Origin of the sequence: Gluconobacter sp. R75690 (genome assembly GCF_015244525.1) — a bacterium.
GTDB classification, from domain to species: Bacteria; Pseudomonadota; Alphaproteobacteria; order Acetobacterales; family Acetobacteraceae; genus Gluconobacter; species Gluconobacter potus.
The window spans coordinates 272,547-296,331 of record NZ_JABCQB010000004.1; the positions used below are offsets into that span (position 1 = coordinate 272,547).

Genomic DNA, 23,785 nt, shown 5'->3' on the forward strand with positions numbered 1-23,785 from the left:
TTTATCGTTCCTGCCCAAGAGTACCTGCCCCATGCGCGCCCTGCCCCTGAACATCGGAACCATTCACTTCGTCGGTATCGGCGGCATCGGCATGTCCGGCATCGCCGAGGTCCTGCACATGCTGGGCTACAAGGTGCAGGGATCCGATATTGCCGAGGGCGCCAATGTGCAGCGCCTGCGCCAGTCGGGGATTGTCGTGCATATTGGCCATGATGCCTCCAATCTGGGCGATGCACAGGTTGTCGTGACCTCCACGGCCGTGAAAAAAGACAACCCGGAAGTCGTGGCCGCCCGCGCCAAGCTCATTCCGGTCGTGCGACGCGCGGAAATGCTGGCCGAACTGATGCGCCTGCGCTGGTCCGTTGCCATCGGTGGCACGCATGGCAAGACCACCACAACCAGCCTCGTGGCCTGCGTGCTCGAACATGCCCGTCTGGACCCAACCGTCATCAATGGCGGAATCATTGAGGCTTATGGCACCAACACGCGCATGGGTTCGGGCGACTGGATGGTCGTCGAGGCCGATGAGAGTGATGGCTCCTTCCTGCGCCTGCCCGCCGTGATTGCGGTGGTGACGAACATGGATCCGGAACATCTGGATCACTGGGGCACGGAAGAGGCCATGCAGGCCGGCTATGACCAGTTCGTCTCGAACATCCCGTTCTACGGCTTTGCGGTCCTGTGCGTGGATCACCCACAGGTGCAGCAGATGATCCCGCGCCTGTCCGATCATCGCGTCATCACCTACGGTTTCAGCCCGCAGGCCGATATCCGCGCCGAGAAAGTCGTCATGGATAAGCGGGGGGCCACGTTCGAAGTCGTGGTCACCAATCGCCAGCGCAACCGCTCGCGCCGCGCCGGGCCGTTCCGCCTGCCAATGCTCGGACACCACAACGTCCTGAACTCGCTCGCCGCCATCGCCGTCGCGCTTGAAATGGAAATCAGTGATTCCGTGATCGCGTCCGCCCTAACGACCTTCAAAGGTGTCAAGCGCCGCTTCACCCGCACGGGCGAATACAACGGCATTTCCATCATCGACGATTATGGCCATCACCCCGTTGAAATCGCCGCCGTACTTAAGGCGGCCCGTCAGGCCGGTGCGCGCAACGTCATCGCCGTCATGCAGCCGCACCGCTATTCGCGCCTGAAGGTCCTGTTCAACGAGTTCTGCACCTGCATGAACGATGCCGACACAGTCATCGTGGCTGACGTCTATGCCGCAGGCGAAACGCCGATCGAGGGTGCGGGTCGCGATGCGCTCGTTGAAGGCCTGCGCGACCGCGGTCACCGCTCCGTCGTGCCGCTCCCCGATCCGGCTCATCTGGCGGAAATGATCAACGCCATCGCCAAGCCGGGCGATTACGTCGTCTGCCTCGGCGCCGGCACCATCACCCAGTGGGCGCAGGCCCTCCCTGCCCAGCTCGAAGCCCTGAACCGCCAGCCCGCAACCGAAGGCGCGGCATGACGGGTAGCAGCGACTTTCCCGTCAAAGGCCTGCGCGGCAGACTGACCCCGAACGCCCCGCTCGGCCCCCGCGCCTGGTTCCGCGTGGGCGGCCCGGCGGACTGGCTGTTCGTCCCCGAAGACCAGGATGATCTGGCCCTTTTCCTGCGCGAAAAGCCAGCCACCATGCCGGTTACGGTTCTGGGCGCGTGCTCGAACGTTATCATCCGCGACGGTGGCATTGCCGGTACGGTCATCCGTCTGGCGCGCGGCTTCGCGGACATCACCGTTCAGGACAACAGCCTGATCGTGGGCGCGGCAGCCCTCGACATCACCGTGGCCGAACATGCCGCCGCTGCCGGTCTGGCAGGGCTGGAGTTCCTGGCTGGCATTCCGGGCTCGATCGGCGGCGCCGTCCGCATGAACGCTGGCGCCTACGGATCGGATATCAATGCCGTTCTCGAATGGGCAGACATCCTGACGGCTGAAGGCGAACTCCGTCGCCTGTCCCATGACGAGCTCGGTTTTGCCTATCGTCATTCGGCGCTTCCCGAAGGCAGCGTGGTGATCCGCGCCAGCCTGCGCGGCACACCGGACAACGCAGAAGCCATCCGCACCCGCATCGCGGACATCAGGGCCTCGCGCGAAGCCTCGCAGCCCGTGAGGGCACGAACCGGCGGCTCCACCTTCCGTAATCCCGAAGGCCACAAAGCCTGGCAGCTCATTGACGAAGCCGGATGCCGTGGTCTTCAGATCGGGGACGCGCAGGTCAGCGAGAAGCACTGCAACTTCCTGCTCAACCTGGGACAGGCCAGCAGCGCGGATCTGGAAACGCTGGGTGAAACCGTACGCGAAAAAGTGCTGGCACAGCGCGGCGTGGACCTGCATTGGGAAATCAAACGGATCGGACGTCAGTCCGAAGGAGAACAGACGGTATGAAGGTCGCAGTCCTGTTGGGGGGAACATCCAGTGAGCGGCCTGTCAGTCTCGTCAGTGGCGAGGCCGCGATCGAGGCGCTGCGCGAAAAGGGACATGACGTCACCCCGATCGATGTCGGCCCGGATATCGCAACAACCATCGCCAGCCTGAAAGCCGCCGCACCGGACGTCGTTTTCAACGCCCTGCACGGGCCGCGTGGCGAAGACGGTGCCATTCAGGGCGTTCTGGAATGGCTTGGCCTGCCCTATACCCATTCCGGCATCCGCGCTTCAGCCGTGGCAATGGACAAGGGTGCGACCCGTATCCTTCTGGCCGCCGCCGGTCTGCCCGTGGCGCAGGGACGCGTCGTAACGGTGGATGAACTGGCCGAAGCCGATCCGCTCCCCGCACCCTATGTCATCAAGCCGGTCGCAGAAGGTTCCTCCGTCGGTGTCGAGATCGTGCGGACAGGAGACAACCGTCGCGCCGAAATCGCGCGGACCTGGCGTTTCGGGAAAGAGGCACTGGTCGAGAGCTTCATTCCCGGCCGCGAGCTGACCGCAGGCGTCATGGGAGACCGGGCTCTGGCCGTTACGGACATCCTGCCCAGCGAAACGGCTGCGTTTTATGATTTCGAGGCCAAGTACAAGGCTGGCGGCTCGCGGCACGTGGTCCCTGCGGAGCTTCCGCAGGCGGTGACGGACCGTGCGCTTGATTACGCCCTGCGCGCCCATCAGACACTGGGCTGTCAGGGGGCCAGCCGCACGGATTTCCGCTACGACGAGGACACCGACACGCTGGTCATCCTTGAAGTCAACACGCAGCCCGGCATGACGCCGACATCCCTGCTGCCGGAGCAGGCCGCCTATTGCGGGATTTCCTATCCGGAACTGTGTGACTGGATGGTCCAGGAGGCACTGGCGCGCTGATGCGGGAGGATCCGTCCTTTCAGAGAGACGATTTTGTTCGGGAGCGTTTTTCCGGGGCCCTCCCGCCCCAGGAAGACCGCCCCTCGCGGGCAAAGCTGTTCTGGCGCCGGCAACGGCGGCTGGTCCGGCCTGCGATCGTGTTTCTGGTTGTGATGGGAATTGCCGGGGCGGGCATTCGCCTTCTGTATGACGCGGCCTCCGAAGAGCGCTTCGCCCCGCTGCGGGCACGGCTGGTCGAAATGGAGCCGCTGCCCATCCGCCACATCGTCATCAACGGTCGTGGCATGACCAGCGAAGCCTCGATCCAGGAAGCGCTGGGCACATCCGTCGGACGTCCGATCTTTGGATTTTCCGTTGAAGCCGCACGGCAGCGGCTGGATGAACTGCCGTTCATCGACCACGCAACGGTTGAACGGCACATGCCCGATACCGTCATCATCACGCTTGTGGAGCGCACGCCGATCGCCGTCTGGCAGGATCGCGGGCATTTCATGCTCATCAACCGGGCGGGAGAGGAAGTCTCCGATCAGGGCCTGACCGGGAAAAATGCACAGGCTTTTCTGCAACTTCCCCTCGTGGTGGGGGAAGGTGCGAATACGGCAGCCGCCAGTGTGATCGACGCCCTGAACAAGGAGCCGCTGGTCAAAAGCCAGGTCACGGCCCTGATCCGCGTGGGCAACCGGCGCTGGAATGCCACGCTCAAGGACGGGACGACAGTCATGCTGCCTGAGGGCGAGGAAGCCGCGGCATTCACCCGTCTGGCCCGCTATCAGCAGAGCATGCGTCTGCTGGAGCGGCCGGTCCAGTCGATCGATCTGCGCCTTCCGGACCGGATGGTCGTCCTCCAGCCGCCTCAGGCAGCTCCGCCCCCGGATGGCGCAAAGCCTGACCCTTCCTCACCGTCACCACCAGCAGACAGCACGAAGCAGCCATGAACGACCACAACTCCATGTCAGATCTTCCGGCATTCCGGCGCCGGGGCGGTCTCAGGGGCCGGTCCCTCATTCCCGTTGGCGGCGAACGTGACGTCAGCGTCAACCGCGTCCCGCGTGACATCCTGCCGCTTCCCCCCGAAGACACCCAGCGGAACGTCAGCTGGCGTCCAGGGATTTTCGGTGCGCTGGACATCGGCACGACGAAAATGACCTGCCTGATCGGCAAGGGCGAACCGGATGGATCCATTCAGGTTCTGGGCCATGGATGGCGCCGTTCCCACGGCATCCGGTCAGGTTCCATCGTCGATATCCGCGAAGCCGAAGCCGCGATCCGGGCTACCGTCGGACAGGCCGAGGAAGCCGCCGAGCGGCGCATGGACTCGCTCGTCGTCAACCTCTCCTGCGGCCGCCCGCTGAGCCGTCTGGTTGACGCGCAGATTCCGATCGGTGGCCGCGAAGTTACCGCCGGTGACGTGCAGCGCCTGATCGCCGAAGGACAGGCCCGTGCCTGGATGGAAGGCCGCGAAGTCATCCACACGCTTCCCATCGGATATGTCGTGGATTCCATTCCGGGAATCGCAGATCCGATCGGGCATCAGTGCGAAGAACTAGCCACCCGGATGCATGTCGTGGACATGAATTCCAGCGCCTTGCGCACTCTGGATGCCGTCCTGCAACACGCCGAACTGAAGCTGGACGGGCTGGTCGCGAGTCCCTTTGCCTCCGGCGTGTCAGTTCTGGCCGCCGAAGAGCGCGAACTGGGCGTAACTGTGGTGGAAATGGGCGGCGGCACGACGTCACTGGCGGTTTTCTGTGAAGGCAAGCTGCTCCACACGGCCCAGATCCGGGTTGGCGGCCTGCATGTCACGCGCGACATTGCCGGCGTGCTCTCGACGTCTCTGGAAACGGCCGAACGCCTCAAGACGATGTATGGTGCCGCCCAGATGGGTTCGGACGACCAGCGGGAAATCCTTTCGGTGCCGCTGATCGGCGAGAACAGCGACCGGCTGGTCCGGCTTCAGCGCTCCAAGGTCATTTCCGTCATCCAGCCCCGGATCGAGGAAACGCTCGAACTCGTGCGGCAGTCGCTCGATAATGCGGGACTGGGGCGCCTGGCCAATGGTCGGGTCGTGCTGACAGGCGGCGCATCGCTTCTTGAAGGAATCGTGCCCGTCGCAACGCGTATTCTTGGCCGGCCTGTCCGGATGGGAAAACCCCAGAACATTTACGGCCTGCCCGAGACAGCCGCGGCTTCGGCAGGATTTTCAACCGCTGCGGGGCTTCTGGCCTGGGCAGCGGGTGCGGATCGGGATTTCGGAGATATTTCCGTTCCTGAACCCAAACCTCGCGGACTTGTTAAACGTCTCGTAGGCTTCATACGCAACAATGTGTAGTCTACTACAGATGACAACGCCCACACCTGTCGCTTTCATGAAGTTCCGGACCAGATCATGACGCTGAACCTTACTCCTACTCCCAATTCCCACGTTGAGCTGGCGCCACGGATTACCGTGATCGGCGTTGGCGGCGGCGGCACGAATGCCGTCGACAACATGATCGCGTCTGAACTCAAGGGCGTGGAATTCGTCGTTGCCAACACCGACGCCCAGCAGCTTGCCCACTCCAAGGCCGAACGCCGCGTCCAGCTTGGCCCACATCTGACGCGCGGTCTGGGTGCAGGTGCAAAGCCGGAAATCGGTCGCGAAGCCGCCGAAGAAGCCGCACAGGAAATCGACCGTCAGCTCGAAGGCGCGAATCTGGTCTTCATCACGGCCGGCATGGGCGGCGGCACGGGCACGGGTGCGGCTCCGGTCATCGCGCGTATGGCGCGTGAGCGCGGCGTCCTGACGGTCGGCGTTGTTTCCAAACCCTTCAATTTTGAAGGCCGCCGTCGCACGACTGCTGCAGAAAACGGCATTGCCGAGCTGCAGAAGCACGTTGATACGCTGATCGTCATCCCGAACCAGAACCTGTTCAATTCGGCAACGCAGAACACGACCTTCCGCGAAGCCTTCCGGATGGCCGACAATGTCCTGAACATGGGCGTTCGCGGCATTACGGACCTCATGGTCTCCCCGGGCCTCATCAATCTCGACTTCGCGGACGTCAAGGCCGTAATGGAAGAGATGGGCAAAGCCATGATGGGGACAGGTGAAGCCTCCAGCGAGGAAGATGCGGAAGACCGTGCCGTGCTCGCAGCCGAGCGCGCGATTTCCAACCCCCTGCTGGAAGACGCGTCCATGGCAGGTGCGCGTGGCCTGCTCATCAACATCACCGGTGGCGAAGACCTGACGCTGTACGAAGTCAACGCTGCTGCGGATCGCATCCGTGAGGAAGTGGCCGATGATGCCAACATCATTTTCGGCGCACTGATCGACGAAAAGCTGAACGGTCGTGTCCGCGTGTCCGTCGTTGCCACCGGCATCGACACACAGCCGCGTCAGGATCCTTCGGCTCCGAGCACGGAAACCCGTCAGGCCGCTGCGCCGCAGACGAACGCCGGAACGGCCGCTCCGCGCGAAAGCGCCGGGACCCGCGCGGCAGCGTCCTCGTTCCAGCCAGGATCGACCTATGCCGGGGGGCCGCCGCGCCCGAATTTCGCGATTGATCCCCAGCAGCAGCAGGCCCAGAACACAGCCCCGCAGCCGCAGCAGGAAGCCCCGGCGACCCAGCCTGCGGCCACTGAAACCCAGACGCCCCGTCAGGAAAACACCCACCAGCCTTCTCCCCGGGCCGGTCTGTTCTCCGATCCGTCCCGTCATGCCCCGCCGCCGCAGCCCGAAGCGCCGCGGAGCCTGTTCGGCATGGTCACGGGCGCCTTCCGCAGCCGTCCGCCCCAGCCGCAGCAGCCCCCGCAGACCACCCAGCGGACGGAGCCCAGCACCCGCGACGGATACCCCCAGCAGGCACCGCAGCAGCAGGAACAGCCTTCCGGCAATGCTGACGATTCCAACCTGGATATTCCGACCTACCTGCGCCGCTGATCGTCTTTCCCCCTCATGCACACCATGAGGGGGAAATATCCGGCAACAATCGTTGACTGGAACTGACGCCCGGTATCTGTTTTCTAGTCCCCGGAATCAGATTTTTCGGAGGCTTTATGCAGGTTACGCCAACGCATGGCGGCAGCACGGCGAAAGGCGTTGAGGCAGGACAGCCGGAAACGGTCTCTGCCCTTGATGGAACGCCTTCCCGCCCGGAGCGCGGCAGCTCGAAAAACCTGCAGACAACTCTCGCCAACCCCATTCACTGTCAGGGCATCGCCCTGCACAGTGGCGTAACCGTCGATCTGGTTCTTTCCCCCGCCCCCGCGGATACCGGCGTCAGGTTCCAGCGCTCGGACATCGAGGGCTCCCCCTCCTTTCCCGCGCTCTACGACCATATCGTGGACACCCGTCTTTCAACGGTTGTCGGCTGCCCCACCGATCCCTCCCTGCGTGTTGCCACGATCGAGCACCTCATGGCGGCCCTCAACGCCTGCGAGATCGACAATATCCTCGTGACGGTCAGTGGCCCCGAACTGCCCGTTCTCGATGGTGCGTCGGATGCCTTTGCCTTCCTGATCCGCTGCGCCGGCCGCAAAACACTGGACAAGCCCCGTCAGGTCATCGAGATCCTGCGCAACGTCCGGGTCGAAGGCGAGAACGGCGCCTTTGCCGAACTGCGCCCTGCCCAGCGCGGACTCTCCCTGGCCATTTCACTGAGCTTTCCGGCGCAGGCCATCGGAAACCAGCGTTACGCCATCCAGCTTGATGAACGTCGCTTCATGGAAGAACTCGCGTTCTGCCGCACCTTCGTCAACCGCAAGGACATCGAGTATCTGCAGAGTATCGGACTGGCGCGCGGTGGTTCCCTGGACACGGCTGTCGTCGTGGATGGAGAAAATATCCTCAATCCGGCAGGCCTGAAAATCGAGCGCGAGTTCGCCCGCCACAAACTACTTGATGCGATTGGCGATCTCTATTGCGCTGGCCACCGGATGCAGGCCGGATTTATTGGTCACAAATCCGGTCATGCGCTCAATAACAGGCTTCTGCGGGCAGTTTTTTCCGATGCTGCCAACTGGCGTTTCGTCCCCACAGGCTCATCGCGAGCCGTCCCCAAGGCCCTGCGCGCGCGCGTTGCTGCCTGAGACACATGGCAGGTCTTTCGTCAGCGCATTCCCGTGATATAAGACGGGCTTCCACGGGAAGAGCAGGTATGACAAGCAGCACTCAGCGTCATTTTGAAGCATCGGTCATGAATGGTGGTTTCATTCTGAGAGCTGCGGCTGTCAGCGGGTTTCTGCTGCTTTCCGGCTGTTCGCTGTTTTCGCACCAGCATGAAAAGCCCGCGATTCCCAAAACCGCCGATGCCGAGACCCTGTACAATTACGGGATCGATGCCCTGCACACGGGCCATTACGAACTGGCCGGCGGTGAATTCGAACTGCTCCAGCAGAACTACCCCTATTCCGGCTTCACGGGTAACGCCGAGCTGATGGAAGGGTATGCCTACTACCTTCAGGGCGAATACGCGCTTTCAGTCCAGCAGCTTGAACGCTATCTCCAGCTGCACCCGACCAGCCCGGATGCGGCCTATGCCTTCTATCTGCGCGCGCTCTGCTATTACGAGCAGATCGCAAACGTCGAGCGTGACCAGCAGGGCACCGTTGAAGCCCTGGATGCGCTGGAAGAGGTCATCACCCGCTTCCCGCAGACATCCTACGCCCGTGACGCCCAGCTGAAAATCGATCTTTGCCGTGACCATCTGGCCGGCAAGGAAATGCTGGTCGGCCGCTGGTACCAGCAGCAGCGCAACTATGAAGCGGCCATGACCCGCTACCAGCGCGTCGTGCAGGACTACCAGACGACCAACCACGTCGCCGAAGCGCTCGAGCGTCTCGTGGAGGTCTATCTGGCTCTTGGCCTGAAGGATCAGGCGCACCAGACGGCCGCCGTTCTGGGCTATAACTATCCCGACAGCCAGTGGTATCGTTATGCCTATAATGATCTTCGGGAAAACCACCTGCTCAAGAGCGACCTCAAAAAGCCGGTCATTCACACGGAACAGCAGGCTCACCGTGGCTTCTTCTCCCGCGTCTGGCACAGCGTCTTCTGATATCGTCCCTTTGAAACGGGACGGCATGCTCCCAACATTGCTGTCATGCTGACACATCTCTCGATCCGTGACGTCGTTCTGATCGAAAAGCTCGATCTTGGTCTCGCCCCCGGTCTGACGGTCCTGACCGGCGAGACCGGAGCCGGCAAGTCCATCCTGCTCGACAGTCTGGGACTGGCCCTTGGCGAGCGGGCCAGCGGCGGCCTCGTCCGCTCGGGAGCGTCTCAGGCCAGCGTGTCGGCCATTTTCGAAATCGCCAGCGACCATCCCGTCTTTGCCCTGCTCGACGAGCACGGCATCGTGCGCGAAGACCCGACGGATCCGGTTGTCCTGCGCCGTATCGTTACGCCGGATGCCCGCTCCCGTGCCTATATCTGCGATCAGCCGGTTGGCGTGGGCCTGCTGCGCCGTGTGGGCGCCCATCTCGTGGAAATCCAGGGCCAGCACGAACAGATGGGCCTGGCCGATCAGAGTACCCATCTCGATCTGCTGGATGCTTTCGGGATTGCCCCCTCCCTGCGGGAAAAAACGGCTCAAACCTTCCGCCAGTGGGCCGCGGCCCGCAGTACCCTGAAAGCGGCGCGGAACGACATGGAAGCCGCGGCCCGCGAGGAAGAATGGCTGCGTCAGACAGTCGATGATCTGGAGCGACTGGCCCCTCAGGAAGGCGAAGAGGATGCTCTCGCGGCCACACGCGTCAGTCTCCAGCGCGATGAACGTCGCGGCGAAGCCGTTGCCGCTGCACTCTCGGAACTGACCCCGCGCGATCGCCGCTCTTCCGCCCCTGCTGCCGCCCTGCGCTCGGCCAGCCGCGCCCTTGCCAGACTTCTGCCCGCCCCTACGGAGACGGAAACGCTTTCCGACAGCCACCAGACACAGGCCCAGGACGCGCTCGACGCCCTCGGAAAAGCTGAAGAAGCCCTGGCCGAGGCCGAAATGTTGCTGAGCCGTCTGGCTGCCGACACCGAAGGCGACCCCCGCCTGCTGGAGGAGACGGAAGAGCGGCTTTTCGCCCTTCGTGCCGAGGCCCGTAAACACAATATCTCCGTTGCAGAACTTCCCGGTTTTCTTGCCGAACTGAAAAGACGGCTCGCGGCCCTCGATTCTGGCAACGCTGAACTGGCCCGTCTGGAAACGGCCCTGACCGAAGCGCGCCTTGCTTATGAAGATGCGGCCCGCACGCTCTCCGCTGCCCGGAAAAAAGCCGCCGAGAAGCTGGAAAAGGCCGTCAGTGCCGAGCTGCGCCCCGTCAAGCTGGAGCGCGCCCGCTTCATCGTCTCGCTTCTGCCGCTTGAGCCCGACCACTGGAACAGTCAGGGCATGGAACAGGCCTCCTTCCTGATTGCCGCCAACCCCGGACAATCTCCCGGCCCTCTCGCCAAGGTAGCCTCTGGTGGTGAGCTGTCGCGTCTCATGCTTGCGCTGAAAGTGGTGCTGGCGGAACGCTCCGATGTCGGGACGCTCGTCTTCGATGAAGTCGATTCCGGCGTTGGCGGTGCCACGGCATCCTCGATCGGGGACCGACTGCACAAGGTCGCGCAGGACGTACAGGTTCTGGTCGTCACCCACAGTCCGCAGGTCGCGGCGCGCGGCGACCATCATCTGCGGATCGCCAAGCGCGTCCGCAATGACCGGACCGAGACCCTGGCCGAACCCCTGCCCCATGACGCCCGGCGCGAGGAAATCGCCCGGATGCTTGCGGGCGACATCATTACAGACGCAGCCCGAGGGGCTGCCGACAGCCTTCTGGGACATCAGATTTCATGACAACCGCCCCTGTTTCTGCCGCCGAGCGTCACGCTGCACTCGAAGCAGACCTCGCGCGGTGGGACGAGGCGTATCACGGACGCGACGAACCGGAAGTTTCCGATGCCGTCTATGATGCTGCACGTCGTGAGCTTCTGGCGCTGGAAGAAGCATATCCGGATCTCCGCTCCACAGAAGGGGCCAGCCAGCGCGTCGGCGTCACACCTGATTCCGCTTTCGGCAAATATCGCCATCTCGTCCCCATGCTGTCGCTCGACAATGTCTTCGATCCGGAAGGTTTCGATGGCTTTGTCTCGCGTGTGGGTCGCTTTCTCGGCCTGGACGAGGACGGACTTCAGGCGCTCCAGTTCGTGGCCGAGCCCAAGATCGACGGCCTCTCCATCAGCCTGACCTACGAGCACGGACGTTTCGTGCGCGGGACCACGCGCGGAGACGGCATCGAAGGCGAAGACGTCACGGCCAACCTGCTGACCCTGAAGGATATTCCACGCGAACTGCGCGGCGAAGCACCCGAACGGATTGAAATCCGCGGCGAAGTCTTCCTCTCCAAAAGCAGCTTCCTGACCCTCAACGAACAGCAGGTCGCACGCGGAGCAAAGCCTTTCGCCAATCCCCGCAACGCCGCAGCGGGGTCCCTGCGCCAGCTTGATGCTGAAATCACCCGCAGCCGTCCGCTGTCCCTCTTCGCCTATGCGCAGGGCTACACGTCCTCGCCGGTTGCGACGACACACTGGAACTATCTGGAAAAACTGCGGAGCTGGGGGTTCACGGTCAATCCGCTCTCCCAGATGATTGCCCATGCCCGCGACATCCCGGCCTATGTGGAGAAGCTGGCACGCGAACGCTCGGAGCTGGACTATGACATCGACGGCATCGTCTTCAAACTGGACGATCTGAGCCTTCAGGAGCGTCTCGGCTTTGCCGGCCGTGCCCCCCGCTGGGCCATCGCGTGGAAATTTCCGGCAGAACAGGCCATCACGCGCCTGCGGGAAATCGAGATCCAGGTCGGCCGCACGGGTGCGCTGACACCCGTCGCGCATCTGGAGCCCGTGAATGTCGGCGGCGTCATCGTCTCGCGCGCGACCCTGCACAACGAAGACGAAATCGCCCGCAAGGACGTGCGCGTCGGGGATCTGGTCCGCCTGCAGCGCGCCGGAGACGTGATCCCGCAGATCCTCGGCCCCGTCCCGAGCGAGGAGCCCCGTTCAGAGCCTTTCGTCTATCCCGACCACTGCCCCGTCTGCGGATCGCTCGCCGAGCGCGTGCATGGTGAAGCCGTCCGCCGCTGCACAGGTGGCCTGACCTGCGAAGCGCAGATCGTGGAGCGCCTGATCCACATGGTGTCACGCAACGCGTTCGACATCGACGGGCTGGGCGAACGCAGCATCCGTGAGTTCTACGACGCGGGCTACATCCGCAGGCCCGGCGACATTTTCCGCCTGCGCCAGCACGAAGAGGCCCTGCTCCAGCGTGACGGCTGGGGACGACTGTCGGTCGACAACCTCTTCCGCGCCATCGACGACCGCCGCACCATTCCCCTGTCCCGCCTGATTTTCGGGCTTGGCATCCGGCGGATCGGAGAGCGCAACGCCCAGCTTCTGGCGCGGCATTACCAGACCTTCGAAAACTGGCGCATCGCCATGCTGGCCGCCCGACCGGACTCCGAAGAACGCGCCTCCCTGGGCGCCATCATGGGCGTGGGCGATGCGATCGCCGATGAACTCTCCGCTTTTTTCTCCGAAAGCCACAATATCGAGACCCTCGATGATCTGGCCTCGGAGCTGAAAGACATCATTGCCGAAGAAGCGCCCTCGGAAGGGCATCTTTCCGGCAAAGTCATTGTCTTCACCGGCACCCTGACCACCATGAGCCGCCCGGAAGCCAAGGCCATTGCCGAGCGTCTGGGCGCGCAGGTGACGGATAGCGTGTCGAAAAAGACCTCTCTCGTCGTGCTGGGCGAAAAAGCTGGTTCCAAGGCCAAAAAAGCCGCAGAACTCGGGATCGAGACCGTCGATGAAAGCGGCTGGCGCGTGCTGGCGGGGCTGTAACAGAACTGCAAAACCGGAACGCTGAGAAAGTTGGTAACATCCCACTTTTTCAGGGTATAACGCCTTCCGCATGTCAGTCTCCCCTTCCTCCCAGCACCAGATCGTTCTTCTCCTGCTGGGCCTTGTCGCCACGGTCGCGCTGATTGGCGTCTCCGTGCTGATCTCGCTGTCCGAAATCTCCTTTGCCGCCGCGCGCGACGTGCGGCTGCGCTCAAGGGCGGAAGCGGGCGACCCACGGGCCGTTGCGTTCCTGAAGCTGCGCCGCAACAGCGGTCAGGTCATCACGGTCCTTCAGATCTGCCTCAATGCCGTCGGTGTTCTGGGAGGCATCATCAGCGAATCCATGCTGAGCGATCCCATTGCGGAAGGCTTCCGGGCTCTGGGCACAGGCCCGTCACTCGCCAGCAAGCTCGGCTCCGCCTGCTCGTTCATCCTGATCACCGGCCTGTTCGTCCTGTTCGCGGATCTGCTGCCCAAGCGGATCGCCATGAACGCGCCGGACCGGATCGCGCTCAAGGTCGGCTGGTTCCCCGCCGTCGCCCTCAAGGTTCTCTATCCGGCCGTTCTGGTCTTCTCGAAGATTTCCGACTGGCTTCTCAAGCTCCTCAAGATCCCGGCCGCAGCAACCGTTGAGCCCGTAACGCCCGAAGATCTGCGGGCCATTCTTGCGGCAGGAACAGCGTCGGGTGTGCTTCTCGAAGAAGAACACCAGATGATCCAGAACGTTCTGGGCCTTCAGGACCGCGCCGTAACGTCCGCCATGACCCCGCGCGATGAAATCGTGTTCCTCGACGTTCAGGAAAGCCCGGAAAGCCAGCGCGACAAGGTCCGGGTGCGTCCCTATTCGCGCTATCCGCTCTGCGATGGCGGTCTGGACAAGGTCATCGGCTCTATCCGTGCCGAAGACGTGCTGGTCGCTGTCGTGGACGAACCGCAGCCCAAAAGCACCGGTCTGGCCCCCGTCGCCAGCCAGATTTTCAAGATGCGGCGTGATGTCCTCTCCCTGCCTGACACGCTGAACCTGTGGGAAACCCTGGCCCAGTTTGAAGCCCACTCGGCCGGCTTTGCCCTGATCGTCAATGAATACGGTCTGGTTGTGGGCCTCATCACCTACAAGGACATCATGGGCGCGCTGATGGACGGTCTGGTCAGCCCGTTCGAAGAGCAGGCCATCGTCCGCCGTGACGACAAATCCTGGCTGATCGACGGCGCCGCCCCCATCGGCGACGTCATCCGCGAACTGGACATTCCCATGTTCGACGATGCCCAGAATTTCGACACGGTTGGCGGCTTCGTCATGAACCGTCTGCGCCGCATGGCCCGCAAGGCGGACAGTGTGCAGTCTTCGGGCTTCCGCTTTGAAGTTGTTGACGTGGAAGGCTTCAGAATCAACCAGTTGCTGGTCACACGACTGAACTGACTTCCTGTCCGGGGTGGAGACTGCTTAGATCGCACCATGACCGATCTCAGCCGCTCCGCTCTCATCCTTGTCGATATCCAGAATGACTTCCTGCCTGGCGGCGCTCTGGCCGTTCCGGACGGAGACGGTATTCTTGAAGCCGTCAATGCGCTTGCCAGACATCCATTCAGGGCGGTTATCGCGACGCAGGACTGGCATCCTCCCCAGCACTGTTCCTTCAGCACGCAGGGCGGTCCCTGGCCCGTTCACTGTGTTGCCGGCACTCATGGCGCGGATTTCCCGCAAACGCTCCTGCCAGAGCCGGTGACGCATATCATCCGCAAGGGCGTGCTCCAGGAACGGGACAGCTATTCAGGCTTTCTCGATAATGACCGTGCAACCTCGACCGGGCTGGACGGGTTATTGAAGGGGCTGGACATAGAGCACGTCGTGATCTGCGGCCTCGCACTTGATTACTGCGTGACGGCCACCGCGCTGGATGCCGTACACTGCGGCTATCGCACAGAGGTGGTTCCACAAGCCTGTCGGGGTATCGCTCCAGACCCCGGCGATGCGCTGAAAAAACTTGAAAAACAGGGTGTTCTGCTCAAAAACCTGAACACTTTCTGAAGGTCGGAACAATGCGGATAACCAGACTGCTTCCTGTCATTCTCGCACTTGCGGCACTCCGGACAGTCTCGGCTGCGACACCACCGACAACGGCTGAACTGGCTGCAGAAAACGGATTCAGGCAGGCCTATCAGGCCATGCTGACCCTTCCGTCATGGGTGACGACAGCCCAGGCGACGTCCGTACCCGTCAGCACTTTCAGCCTAGAGGGCAAGCCCTACATTCTGGGCCATATGTGCCGCCCCCATGACTGTGCCGCAGAACAGCTGGAAGTCGTATTCGCGAAGGATCATTCAGCAGCCTGGGGCCTTCTGAGCCTCAAGAACGAGAAATCGCTCAGGCAGAACTTTCTGGGCGCACCGGACGCAGCCATGCAGAAGGTTCTTCTCAAAGCCTATCGGGATAATAATCCATCAGACTGAAATTAAAGGAAATCAGGCGCCAGTCGAGCGTGGGGAATGGCTGGCGCGCCCTACTGGATTCGAACCAGTGACCCACAGCTTAGAAGGCTGTTGCTCTATCCAGCTGAGCTAAGGGCGCATCAATGAAGCCATTAACTGGTCGGGGCGCCCGGACTCGAACCGGGGGCCTCTTGTACCCAAAACAAGCGCGCTACCAGGCTGCGCCACGCCCCGAACCGGCCGGAACCTAGGATGTCTGACCGGCCGAGGCAAGGGGGTTTTTTTATTCGCCTTCACTTCTCACGAGCGGGGGAACGAAAAGCGGCGCCGTATCCCACGGGAACAGGACCCAGGTGTCCTGAGCAACTTCCGTCACGTAATGATCGGTGAAGGGCTTGCCTTCAGGCTTGGCGTAGAGGCAGGCGAACACGGCCTTGGGCAGCAGTTCACGGACTATACGGGCGGTTACACCCGAATCCACAAGATCATCCACGATCAGGAAGCCTTCACCATCGCCAGCGGCGACAGGCGGCTTGACGACCTTCGGCTCGTGCTGCGTGCCTTCCTCGCCGGCATAGCTGATGACCGAGACGCTCTCGATCAGGCGGCAGCCCATTTCGCGCCCGAGAATGGCGGCGGGGATCAGGCCACCACGGGTAATGGCGACGATTCCACGGAAAGGACCATGCTTCTGCATGAGGGTTGCGGCCAGAAGGCGTGCGTCACGATGGAGCTGGTCCCAGGTGACGGTCGCATAATGAACGGTTTGGGGGGTCTGATTGGCTGTCATGGTCTTCCTCTGCCTTCCGTCTCGTAATTTTGCAATAAACTTGAGCGACGGAAATGCCTAAAGTGCTGCAATGATCGATCCGGCCCTGCGCTCTCTCCCCGGTCTTCCGTCCCTGATTGTCGGAAGAATTTTCTCACAGCTCTCAGCGACCACCATGACGATCGCCATCGGATGGCAGATCTATGCGCTGACGCATGACGTGGCGTCTCTGGGATATCTGGGACTGGCCCAGTTCCTGCCCATGGTGCCGCTGACCTTTGTCGCCGGTCATGTCGCGGACCGCTTCAACCGGCGCAGCATTGTCCTGATCTGTCAGGTCTGCGAAATCCTGGCCACTGCGACACTGGCCTTCGGGGCCGCGTTTCATCTGCTGACAACAGGCGCCATTTATACGTTCGCGGCGTTCTACGGTGTTCTGAGAAGCTTCGAGATGCCGTGCCAGCAGGCTTTCCTGCCCGCAATCGCCCCGCCCGCCCTTCTGCCCCGGGCACAGGCCATGCTTTCGTCGCTGTTCATGACTTCCTCCATTGTCGGGCCAAGTCTGGGCGGTCTGCTCTACGGCATCGGACCGGTCGTCTGCTACGGGCTCTCCACGGCCGGGTTCACAGTGGCTTTTGCCGGAACATTCTCGCTCAGACTGCTTCATACCGTTCCGGCCAAGGAACCGATCACGTTCGCTTCGGTCTTTGCGGGTCTGTCCTTCCTCAATCGCCGCCGGGACCTTCTGGGAGCCATCACCCTCGACCTCTTTGCCGTACTGCTGGGGGGCGCGACAGCCATGCTGCCAGTCTATGCAGACGGTATCCTGCATGTCGGACCGATCGGTCTGGGGCTACTGCGTGCGGCTCCAGCCGTTGGGGCGCTTCTGATGTCCTGGGGCTTGTCACGCTATCCCCTTAAGGGACGCGCTGGCCTCATCATGTTTGTGGCTGTCGTTGTGTTCGGCATTGCGACGATCGTCTTTGGGGCATCCCACACGGTCTGGCTCTCGATCTTGGCCCTGATGGTCCTCGGAGCCGCCGACGTCATCAGCGTGGTGATCCGCTCCTCGCTCATTCAGCTTGCAACGCCGGATTCGATGCGCGGGCGCGTCTCGGCCGTGAATACGCTGTTCATTGGCTCCAGCAATCAGCTTGGCGAATTCGAAAGCGGCATGCTCGGAACCGCGATAGGGCCGGAAGCTGCTGTCATCGCCGGTGGTATTGGGACAATTCTGGTGGCGGCTGCATGGGCCCGCTTCTTCCCGCGCCTGTGGGCGCTCGATCGTCTGGAAGACGTCTTTCCGGAAGAATAGTAAGCCCGGAAATGCAAAAAGCTCCCGAAAGGGAGCTTTGTTTGCGGCCGGAGCAGCTTTCCGAAGGAAAGGCTGGCTCCCGAAGTAGGACTCGAACCTACGACCCAGCGATTAACAGTCGCTTGCTCTACCAACTGAGCTATTCGGGACCGGCGAGGTGGTATGTAGCCAAATGGTCGGGGTCGGTAAAGCCCCTAAATGAACTTTTTTTGTCGATTTTTTCGTTTCTCTTCAAAGACCTGAGAAAAACCGTCATTTTTCAGAGCTCTTCACGCCCCCGGGTCGCGAGTTGATCCACGCGTTCGTTGTTCTCGTCGCCCGAATGACCCTTGACCCAGAGCCAGTCGATTTCATGCGGTTTCGCGGCTTCCAGGATCCGCTGCCACAAATCCATGTTGGCGACGGGATCGCCGGCCGCATTGCGCCACTTCCGCCGCACCCAGCCTGTATGCCAGCGGGTGATGCCGTTGCGCAGATATTCGCTGTCCGTATGCAGCGTCACGATGCACGGACGTTTGAGAGCTTCCAGCGCCTCGGCTGCTGCTGTCAGTTCCATGCGGTTATTTGTGGTTTCCGGGTCGCCGCCCAGAAGTTCTTTTTCCTGACCGCGGCAGACCAGTAGCGCACCCCATCCGCCGGGGCCCGGATTGGGTTTGCATCCCCCATCCGTCCAGATTTCGACCCGGGGACGTTCTCCAGGCGCCTCAGACATGAGACGCGCTTTGGAAATGACGCAGGCGCCGCAGATAGGCCAGCGGATCCTTGCGGGTGACCAGGGCATCTGCGGGCGTGTTGATCCAGTCGTAAAGCCGCGTCAGTAGAAAGCGGATCGCAGCGCCCTGACACAGGGTCGGAAGCGCGGCTTTTTCTGCGTCACTCAAGGGACGAACGCTCTCGTATCCCTGCATGATGGCGGCAGCAAAAGACGGCTCGAACGTTTTTTCGTCCCGGAAGCACCAGGCATTCAGGCAGATCGCCAGATCGTAGGCCAGAAAATCCGTGCAGGCGAAATAGAAGTCGATCAGCCCCGAGACCTGCCCGTTCTGGAAAAAGACATTATCTGGAAACAGGTCCGCATGAATCTGCCCGCGCGGGAGAGCGTCCGGTGCAGGCCATGCGGCCTCGACGTTCTGAAGCGCCTTCCGGACTTCAGCCGTCAGACCGGGTGAAAGAGCGTCTCCGCTTTCGCCACAGCTTTCGAGCAGTGGCCCCCATGCCGCCGGAGACAGGGCATTGGGTCGGACGGCATCATACCCTTCGCCAGCAATGTGCAGCCGGGCCAGCACCTTGCCCAGTTCGAGACACAGCTTCGCGTCAAGCTGCGTTGCAGAAACGCCGGGAAGAAATGTCGTGATGGCGGCGGGGCGGTCTGCGAGGCTGCGCAGGGCAGTCCCGCTCCGGTCTGATACGGGAAGCGGGCAGTTCAGCCCCCTGCCCGCCAGATGCTGCATGAGCCCCAGAAACCACGGAAGTTCAGCGGCATTCACACGCCGCTCGAACAGCGTGAGAATGAAATCCCCCTCCGTCGTGCGAAGGAGGAAGTTGCTGTTTTCGACACCCTCGGCGATGCCATGAAACGAGACCAGCGTCCCGATATCGTAAGTGCCAAGAAACGCCTCGAGCGTCTCGGCCGCCAGTTCCGTGTAGACGGCCATGAGAGATCAGTCGTCCTCGCCAGCCAGGGGGCCAGGCAGGCGGAAGTTGATGTTCTCTTCCTTGACGATCCGCTCTTCGATCTTGAGCGTGTATTTCTCGGCGAGCGCCGTCACCATTTCCTGCACGAGGCTTTCGGGAGCAGACGCGCCGGCACTGATGCCAAGCGTTTCCACGCCTTCGAGGACGCTCCAGTCCAGATTTTCGAGCTTCGGCACCAGCAGCGCACGGCGTGCACCGGATCGCTCGGCCACTTCCCGCAGGCGCTGCGAGTTGGACGAGTTCGGTGAGCCGATCACGATCACAAGATCGCTCTCGGGCGCGATGGCCTTCACGGCTTCCTGACGATTGGTCGTGGCGTAGCAGATATCCTCGCGCTTGGGCCCTTCGATCAGCGGGAAGCGCGAGCGCAGGATGTCCACGATCTCGGCCGTGTCATCGACCGAAAGCGTTGTCTGCGTGATGAAGGCCAGCTTGGCTGGATCTTCCGGCTGGATCGTGCGGGCTTCTTCCGCATCGTTGATGAGCGTGACGGCGCCCGGCGGAAGCTGGCCCATCGTGCCTACGACTTCTGGATGGCCCGCATGGCCGATCATGAGGATATGAAGCTGGTCCGGGCCACCGCCCGCGAAGTGACGTTCGGCCTCACGATGAACCTTCGACACCAGTGGGCAGGTCGCATCCAGATATAGCAGGTTGCGGCGCTGTGCTTCTGCCGGCACGGCCTTGGGAACGCCATGCGCCGAGAAAACGACATGTCCGTCTTCCGGCACTTCATCCAGTTCCTCGACGAAAATGGCGCCCTTGGCTTCCAGCCCTTCAACGACGGTCCGGTTATGGACGATCTCGTGTCGGACATAGACCGGAGCACCGTAACGGCGCAGGGCTTCTTCCACGACACGGATGGCGCGGTCCACACCGGCACAGAATCCACGCGGACCGGCGAGCAGGACGCGAAGGGTTTTATGGGCTTCCACACCGTCGGTGCGGGAAGGAGCGAAAGTCGTCTGTTCTGACATGGTGTTCCCCAAGCGGGCGGAGTTCGATATGTAGGACCAGTATCGACCGGATTGCCTCTCGTCGCAACGTCCGGGCCGCTTTGTTGGGAGTTTCTTCAGCTGATGCCAGCCATCCGGCGCCTCGCCTCGCCTCTGTTTGCTCCGGCTTTTGCCCTTGTGGCGCTTTCGAGTCTGGCCGGCTGCGACGAATCCAACCCGAGTTTCTTCGCCCCTGCCTGCCCGGCGCTCGATATCCCGGGTTCGGCAGGGGACCAGTTCGTCTATGACGGCAAGAGCGCGGATATCGGCAGTCTCGTCAGCCATGCCCAGATCGCCTCCCTCTCCGGGGACTGCGAACGTGGTCCGGATGGCCCGCATGGCCACCAGACGGTCCGCACCCGACTGAGCCTCGCCATGAACCTGACCCGTGGTCCGGCTGCGACCAGCAGCACGATCGACGTGCCATATTTCATCGTCATCATGCGTGACGGCAAAATCGTGGACAAGAAAGTCTTCACCGACAGCTTCCGCTTCCCGGCCAACGTCAGCACACAATCAGTGCGGACGAACCTGCGCCTGATCGATCTTCCTGCCACGGACAACATGACGCAGGAAAATCCTTACACGCTTGAAATCGGCTATCAGCTGACACATGGCGAACTCGGGTATAACCGCGAGCATCTCGCACCGGTGTCCTTCCACAGCCACACACAGTAACCAGAGCGCCGGGTCAGCCCTTCAGACACAGGCGGCAGCCCGTTATTTCATGATAACGGACTGTCGCGAATGGCCCGGCATACGGACACGGCGGAATGTTCCGTGCCGGCTATCATTTCGGAACAGAAACACATGGACAATCGCGAACTGACCCTCCGCGGGATTATTCTCGGAGCCCTCATCACGGTCGTCTTTACGGCAGCGAACGTCTATCTGGGCCTCAAGATCGGTCTGACTTTCGGCTCGTCCATTCCCGCCACGATCATCTCGATGGCTGTCCTGCGCCTTATGGGCGGCGGGACCATGCTGGAAAACAACATGGTCCAGACCCAGGCTTCCGCGGCTGGAACCCTGTCCTGTGTGTTCGCTGCGCTCCCGGCCCTGATCATGGTCGGGTACTGGCATGAATTTCCCTATGTCATCACGCTTCTGCTGACGATGGCCGGCGGTATGACGGGCGTTGTCTTCACCATCCCGCTGCGACGCGCGCTCGTAAGCAACTCCGATCTGCCCTACCCCGAAGGCACGGCCTGCGCGGAAATCCTGCGCGCCTCCTCCCCCGAAGGTGATGCCCGGAGCCTGAGATCCCTCACCCTCGGCACCATCGTTTCAGGTGCCGTTGCCTTCGCGACTTCTGGGCTGCGTCTTCTGTCAGACGGGTTCTCAGCCGCAACCGTCGTGGGATCGTCCGCTTTCCGGCTGAATGGCAGCTTTTCGCTGGCCCTGCTGGGAACGGGCTATCTGGTCGGGATCGGTGGCGGGATTGCCATGCTGCTCGGTGTCTTTCTGGCATGGGGCATCATGGTGCCGGTTCTGGGCCATCTCACCCCTTCAGCCACACCCCTGGCAGACGCAACGGGGCTCTGGCTGCACAAGGTGCGCTTCATCGGTGCCGGAACCATTGCGGTTGCCGCGGTCTGGACCCTGCTGGCACTCGCGCGGCCCGTGGCCCAGGGGCTGAAGGAAGCACTCTCCGTCACTCATCTGGCAACGGGAGATGACAGCGACCGCGATCTGACGCCCCGGACGCTGATTGCCCTGTGTGTAGTCATCGCGGTGCTGCTGGCAGGATTGTTCGCCTATTTCCTATGGCCCGTCATGCCACATGGCGGTGCACTGGCCACCCTGATTCTGCTGGGCCTGGTCGCCTGCTTTGGGCTGGGCTTCCTGGTCGCCAGCGCCTGCGGCTACATGGCCGGGATCATCGGATCTTCGTCCTCGCCAATTTCCGGCGTGGGGATCATTGCCATCATTGCCATTTCGGTCGCCCTGTGGGGGCTGGAAAGCACTGGACTGCTCAGCGTCGAACAGCGCCCCATAGCGATTGCCTTCGGACTTTTCGTGCTCTCCGCCATCACGGCTTCGGCAGCTGTTTCCAATGACAACCTGCAGGACCTCAAGACCGGCCAGCTTGTCGGGGCGGCGCCCTGGAGACAGGAAGTTGCCCTGTTGATCGGCTGCGTGGTTGGTGCGATCGTTATCCCCTGGGTGCTTCAGGTCCTGTATCAGGCCTACGGCTTTGCCGGAGCAATGCCACGTGAGGGCATGGACCCGTCGCGCGCGCTTGCCGCGCCACAGCCTGCGCTGATGGCCGCCATCGCCACCGGGATACTGACCCACCAGCTCGACTGGCTCATGCTGGAAATCGGAGCGGCTCTCGGCGTGCTTCTGGTCATCCTGGATGTCGTGCTGCACCGCCGCAATCTGGCCCTTCCGCCGCTGGCGGTCGGGATGGGCATCTATCTTCCGGCAGATGTTTCGGTCACGATTGGCATTGGTGCGGGGCTGGGATGGCTGCTGCGTCGCTTCCCCAAGGAACAGGGAACGATGATTGCGTCAGGCTTCATTGTTGGAGAGAGCCTGATCGGCGTGGCGCTCGCCGCCATGGCGGGAGCAACAGGAAGCGCCGATACACTGGCGCTTCCCGTCCCAACCCTGCTGAATGCAGGGCTGGGTTGGGCAGTCTTCTGTGGCGTCCTGCTCTGGTTCGGACGGCAGGTCAGACAGTCAGACTGAGTTCAGCAGGGTAAAACCCGGGATCAGGCCTTCACCCACCACTGCACCGGCTCCTGCTCGGCTACTTCCGTCTCTGCCATTTCCACGGCTGCCGGAGCGGCTTCCTTACGGGGGCGACCGACAGGACGGGGCGCACGACGTGCCGCCTCGGCAGCCTGCTCACGGGCCTGATGCAGGGATGCCTTCAGCGTCTGGATCGCATCCTGGTTTTCACGCAGTTCGCGGTTCAGTTCGGTGATCTGGATCTTCGCATGGGCTTCGCGCGTTTCGAATGCCTTGAGCTGGGCGCGGATATCAATCAGGCTCCGCTCAGCTTCTTCCCAGCGGCGCTGCTCTCGCTTGACCGACTGGCGCAGACGCTCGATTTCTTCCTGATCTTCCTGACTGGGATTGCGCGCGGCAATTCCGCGGCTCCCCTGATGTTCGACCACAACCTGTCCATCACGGACGAAACGCCGGCGACGTTCGGGAGTGGGTGTGAGAGGGCGGGGCTTGGAAGAACGGGAGGAGGCTCCTGCCCCCAGACGGGCCAGAGCCTGTCGCAGCTTGTCTTCTTCGTTAACCTGATGCTCGTCCTGCATTCTGTATTCTTCAACCAATATGATATTTGTAGATTTCGTCCCTGCCGGACAGGCCTGCCGAAAGACAGAAAAGCTGACCGGACCTTGGCCCACCCAGCAACGACACGCCCTGACAAGGATATGAAAAGTCGACTCGTCTGGAGAAACTCCAGCGTTCTGACGCAAG

21 protein-coding genes and 3 tRNA genes are annotated in these 23,785 nt (G+C 62.2%); 16 read left to right on the forward strand and 8 right to left on the reverse strand.

The features are described from left to right. Window positions 1–31 precede the first annotated feature (31 nt). The 13 genes from murC (at window position 32) to HKD27_RS06955 (ending at window position 15,591) form a co-directional block, all read left to right on the forward strand. Window positions 32–1,465 (forward strand): UDP-N-acetylmuramate--L-alanine ligase, encoded by a 1,434-nt coding sequence (gene murC, locus HKD27_RS06895; protein WP_041110611.1) that lies wholly within the window; start codon window positions 32–34, stop codon window positions 1,463–1,465. Continuing rightward, window positions 1,462–2,382 carry a UDP-N-acetylmuramate dehydrogenase gene (gene murB / locus HKD27_RS06900; RefSeq protein ID WP_194688988.1) on the forward strand — a complete coding sequence of 307 codons (921 nt, stop codon included), beginning with the start codon at window positions 1,462–1,464 and terminating at the stop codon, window positions 2,380–2,382. Before murC ends, murB begins: the two co-directional genes overlap by 4 nt. Beyond that, a complete protein-coding gene (locus tag HKD27_RS06905; protein ID WP_194688989.1) occupies window positions 2,379–3,290 on the forward strand; it encodes a D-alanine--D-alanine ligase in 912 nt (303 codons plus the stop codon). The genes murB and HKD27_RS06905 overlap by 4 nt, the downstream gene beginning before the upstream one ends. Beyond that, window positions 3,290–4,225 carry a cell division protein FtsQ/DivIB gene (locus HKD27_RS06910; protein WP_194688990.1) on the forward strand — a complete coding sequence of 312 codons (936 nt, stop codon included), beginning with the start codon at window positions 3,290–3,292 and terminating at the stop codon, window positions 4,223–4,225. The genes HKD27_RS06905 and HKD27_RS06910 overlap by 1 nt, the downstream gene beginning before the upstream one ends. After that, a complete protein-coding gene (ftsA, locus tag HKD27_RS06915; RefSeq protein WP_011251759.1) occupies window positions 4,222–5,619 on the forward strand; it encodes a cell division protein FtsA in 1,398 nt (465 codons plus the stop codon). The genes HKD27_RS06910 and ftsA overlap by 4 nt, the downstream gene beginning before the upstream one ends. 57 nt (window positions 5,620–5,676) lie before the next feature. After that, the gene (gene ftsZ, locus HKD27_RS06920) at window positions 5,677–7,209 is read left to right on the forward strand and encodes a cell division protein FtsZ (protein ID WP_194688991.1); all 1,533 of its coding nucleotides are present in this window, start codon (window positions 5,677–5,679) and stop codon (window positions 7,207–7,209) included. A gap of 116 nt (window positions 7,210–7,325) precedes the next feature. Then, complete coding sequence (gene lpxC, locus HKD27_RS06925; RefSeq protein ID WP_062494767.1) at window positions 7,326–8,357, forward strand: UDP-3-O-acyl-N-acetylglucosamine deacetylase; 1,032 nt, start codon at window positions 7,326–7,328, stop codon at window positions 8,355–8,357. Window positions 8,358–8,464: 107 nt separating this feature from the next. Then, window positions 8,465–9,325 (forward strand): outer membrane protein assembly factor BamD, encoded by an 861-nt coding sequence (locus HKD27_RS06930; protein WP_370544251.1) that lies wholly within the window; start codon window positions 8,465–8,467, stop codon window positions 9,323–9,325. Between the two features lie 45 nt (window positions 9,326–9,370). Then, window positions 9,371–11,092, forward strand: a complete 1,722-nt coding sequence (gene recN, locus HKD27_RS06935; protein ID WP_194688993.1) for a DNA repair protein RecN — start codon at window positions 9,371–9,373, stop codon at window positions 11,090–11,092. After that, window positions 11,089–13,140, forward strand: coding sequence for an NAD-dependent DNA ligase LigA (gene ligA / locus HKD27_RS06940; RefSeq protein ID WP_194688994.1), 2,052 nt, complete (start codon window positions 11,089–11,091; stop codon window positions 13,138–13,140). The genes recN and ligA overlap by 4 nt, the downstream gene beginning before the upstream one ends. Before the next feature lie 70 nt (window positions 13,141–13,210). Further along, complete coding sequence (locus HKD27_RS06945) at window positions 13,211–14,560, forward strand: hemolysin family protein (RefSeq protein WP_011251765.1); 1,350 nt, start codon at window positions 13,211–13,213, stop codon at window positions 14,558–14,560. Between the two features lie 36 nt (window positions 14,561–14,596). Next, on the forward strand, window positions 14,597–15,169 hold the full coding sequence (locus HKD27_RS06950; RefSeq protein WP_194688995.1) for a nicotinamidase: 573 nt from the start codon (window positions 14,597–14,599) through the stop codon (window positions 15,167–15,169). Between the two features lie 11 nt (window positions 15,170–15,180). Further along, window positions 15,181–15,591 carry an Ivy family c-type lysozyme inhibitor gene (locus tag HKD27_RS06955; RefSeq protein WP_194688996.1) on the forward strand — a complete coding sequence of 137 codons (411 nt, stop codon included), beginning with the start codon at window positions 15,181–15,183 and terminating at the stop codon, window positions 15,589–15,591. Window positions 15,592–15,632: 41 nt separating this feature from the next. On the opposite strand, the gene HKD27_RS06960 is transcribed toward HKD27_RS06955, so the two are convergent. The 3 genes from HKD27_RS06960 to gpt form a co-directional block, all read right to left on the reverse strand. Beyond that, window positions 15,633–15,709: transfer RNA gene (locus tag HKD27_RS06960), tRNA-Arg, on the reverse strand. Window positions 15,710–15,727: 18 nt separating this feature from the next. Then, a tRNA-Pro gene (locus HKD27_RS06965) sits at window positions 15,728–15,804 on the reverse strand. Window positions 15,805–15,853: 49 nt separating this feature from the next. Next, window positions 15,854–16,360, reverse strand: a complete 507-nt coding sequence (gene gpt, locus HKD27_RS06970) for a xanthine phosphoribosyltransferase (protein WP_011251768.1) — start codon at window positions 16,358–16,360, stop codon at window positions 15,854–15,856. A gap of 70 nt (window positions 16,361–16,430) precedes the next feature. On the opposite strand from gpt, the gene HKD27_RS06975 reads away from it, so the two are divergent. After that, on the forward strand, window positions 16,431–17,654 hold the full coding sequence (locus HKD27_RS06975; protein WP_194688997.1) for an MFS transporter: 1,224 nt from the start codon (window positions 16,431–16,433) through the stop codon (window positions 17,652–17,654). Between the two features lie 73 nt (window positions 17,655–17,727). Here HKD27_RS06975 and HKD27_RS06980 read toward each other — a convergent pair. The 4 genes from HKD27_RS06980 to ispH all read right to left on the reverse strand — a co-directional run bounded on the left by HKD27_RS06980 (window position 17,728) and on the right by ispH (window position 20,326). Continuing rightward, a tRNA-Asn gene (locus HKD27_RS06980) sits at window positions 17,728–17,803 on the reverse strand. Window positions 17,804–17,913: 110 nt separating this feature from the next. Continuing rightward, on the reverse strand, window positions 17,914–18,366 hold the full coding sequence (gene rnhA, locus HKD27_RS06985) for a ribonuclease HI (RefSeq protein ID WP_041110635.1): 453 nt from the start codon (window positions 18,364–18,366) through the stop codon (window positions 17,914–17,916). Beyond that, window positions 18,359–19,309, reverse strand: a complete 951-nt coding sequence (locus HKD27_RS06990) for a homoserine kinase (protein WP_194688998.1) — start codon at window positions 19,307–19,309, stop codon at window positions 18,359–18,361. Before HKD27_RS06990 ends, rnhA begins: the two co-directional genes overlap by 8 nt. Window positions 19,310–19,315: 6 nt before the next feature. After that, window positions 19,316–20,326, reverse strand: coding sequence for a 4-hydroxy-3-methylbut-2-enyl diphosphate reductase (gene ispH, locus HKD27_RS06995; RefSeq protein WP_062494789.1), 1,011 nt, complete (start codon window positions 20,324–20,326; stop codon window positions 19,316–19,318). A gap of 102 nt (window positions 20,327–20,428) precedes the next feature. On the opposite strand from ispH, the gene HKD27_RS07000 reads away from it, so the two are divergent. Together HKD27_RS07000 and HKD27_RS07005 are read left to right on the forward strand one after the other, a co-directional pair. Continuing rightward, window positions 20,429–21,022: a hypothetical protein gene (locus HKD27_RS07000; protein ID WP_194688999.1), complete on the forward strand. Its 594-nt coding sequence runs from the start codon at window positions 20,429–20,431 to the stop codon at window positions 21,020–21,022. A 132-nt stretch (window positions 21,023–21,154) separates the two neighbouring features. Continuing rightward, the gene (locus HKD27_RS07005; RefSeq protein WP_228518362.1) at window positions 21,155–23,038 is read left to right on the forward strand and encodes an OPT family oligopeptide transporter; all 1,884 of its coding nucleotides are present in this window, start codon (window positions 21,155–21,157) and stop codon (window positions 23,036–23,038) included. 23 nt (window positions 23,039–23,061) lie between these two features. Here the strand turns inward: HKD27_RS07005 and HKD27_RS07010 are convergent, their stop codons facing one another. Continuing rightward, the gene (locus tag HKD27_RS07010) at window positions 23,062–23,619 is read right to left on the reverse strand and encodes a hypothetical protein (RefSeq protein WP_194689001.1); all 558 of its coding nucleotides are present in this window, start codon (window positions 23,617–23,619) and stop codon (window positions 23,062–23,064) included. Window positions 23,620–23,785: the final 166 nt, after the last annotated feature.

What these genes read in the sequence shown, in the direction of transcription:
- ligA (WP_194688994.1), top strand. Translation starts at nt 11,089, where the DNA reads ATGACAACCGCCCCTGTTTCTGCCGCCGAGCGTCACGCTGCACTCGAA.
- ftsA (WP_011251759.1), top strand. Translation starts at nt 4,222, where the DNA reads ATGAACGACCACAACTCCATGTCAGATCTTCCGGCATTCCGGCGCCGG.
- ispH (WP_062494789.1), bottom strand. Translation starts at nt 20,326, where the DNA reads ATGTCAGAACAGACGACTTTCGCTCCTTCCCGCACCGACGGTGTGGAA.
- HKD27_RS07000 (WP_194688999.1), top strand. Translation starts at nt 20,429, where the DNA reads ATGCCAGCCATCCGGCGCCTCGCCTCGCCTCTGTTTGCTCCGGCTTTT.
- ftsZ (WP_194688991.1), top strand. Translation starts at nt 5,677, where the DNA reads ATGACGCTGAACCTTACTCCTACTCCCAATTCCCACGTTGAGCTGGCG.
- HKD27_RS07010 (WP_194689001.1), bottom strand. Translation starts at nt 23,619, where the DNA reads ATGCAGGACGAGCATCAGGTTAACGAAGAAGACAAGCTGCGACAGGCT.
- murC (WP_041110611.1), top strand. Translation starts at nt 32, where the DNA reads ATGCGCGCCCTGCCCCTGAACATCGGAACCATTCACTTCGTCGGTATC.
- HKD27_RS06945 (WP_011251765.1), top strand. Translation starts at nt 13,211, where the DNA reads ATGTCAGTCTCCCCTTCCTCCCAGCACCAGATCGTTCTTCTCCTGCTG.
- HKD27_RS06975 (WP_194688997.1), top strand. Translation starts at nt 16,431, where the DNA reads ATGATCGATCCGGCCCTGCGCTCTCTCCCCGGTCTTCCGTCCCTGATT.
- recN (WP_194688993.1), top strand. Translation starts at nt 9,371, where the DNA reads ATGCTGACACATCTCTCGATCCGTGACGTCGTTCTGATCGAAAAGCTC.
- rnhA (WP_041110635.1), bottom strand. Translation starts at nt 18,366, where the DNA reads ATGTCTGAGGCGCCTGGAGAACGTCCCCGGGTCGAAATCTGGACGGAT.
- murB (WP_194688988.1), top strand. Translation starts at nt 1,462, where the DNA reads ATGACGGGTAGCAGCGACTTTCCCGTCAAAGGCCTGCGCGGCAGACTG.
- HKD27_RS06905 (WP_194688989.1), top strand. Translation starts at nt 2,379, where the DNA reads ATGAAGGTCGCAGTCCTGTTGGGGGGAACATCCAGTGAGCGGCCTGTC.
- HKD27_RS06990 (WP_194688998.1), bottom strand. Translation starts at nt 19,309, where the DNA reads ATGGCCGTCTACACGGAACTGGCGGCCGAGACGCTCGAGGCGTTTCTT.
- HKD27_RS06950 (WP_194688995.1), top strand. Translation starts at nt 14,597, where the DNA reads ATGACCGATCTCAGCCGCTCCGCTCTCATCCTTGTCGATATCCAGAAT.
- lpxC (WP_062494767.1), top strand. Translation starts at nt 7,326, where the DNA reads ATGCAGGTTACGCCAACGCATGGCGGCAGCACGGCGAAAGGCGTTGAG.
- HKD27_RS06930 (WP_370544251.1), top strand. Translation starts at nt 8,465, where the DNA reads ATGAATGGTGGTTTCATTCTGAGAGCTGCGGCTGTCAGCGGGTTTCTG.
- HKD27_RS07005 (WP_228518362.1), top strand. Translation starts at nt 21,155, where the DNA reads ATGGACAATCGCGAACTGACCCTCCGCGGGATTATTCTCGGAGCCCTC.
- gpt (WP_011251768.1), bottom strand. Translation starts at nt 16,360, where the DNA reads ATGACAGCCAATCAGACCCCCCAAACCGTTCATTATGCGACCGTCACC.
- HKD27_RS06955 (WP_194688996.1), top strand. Translation starts at nt 15,181, where the DNA reads ATGCGGATAACCAGACTGCTTCCTGTCATTCTCGCACTTGCGGCACTC.
- HKD27_RS06910 (WP_194688990.1), top strand. Translation starts at nt 3,290, where the DNA reads ATGCGGGAGGATCCGTCCTTTCAGAGAGACGATTTTGTTCGGGAGCGT.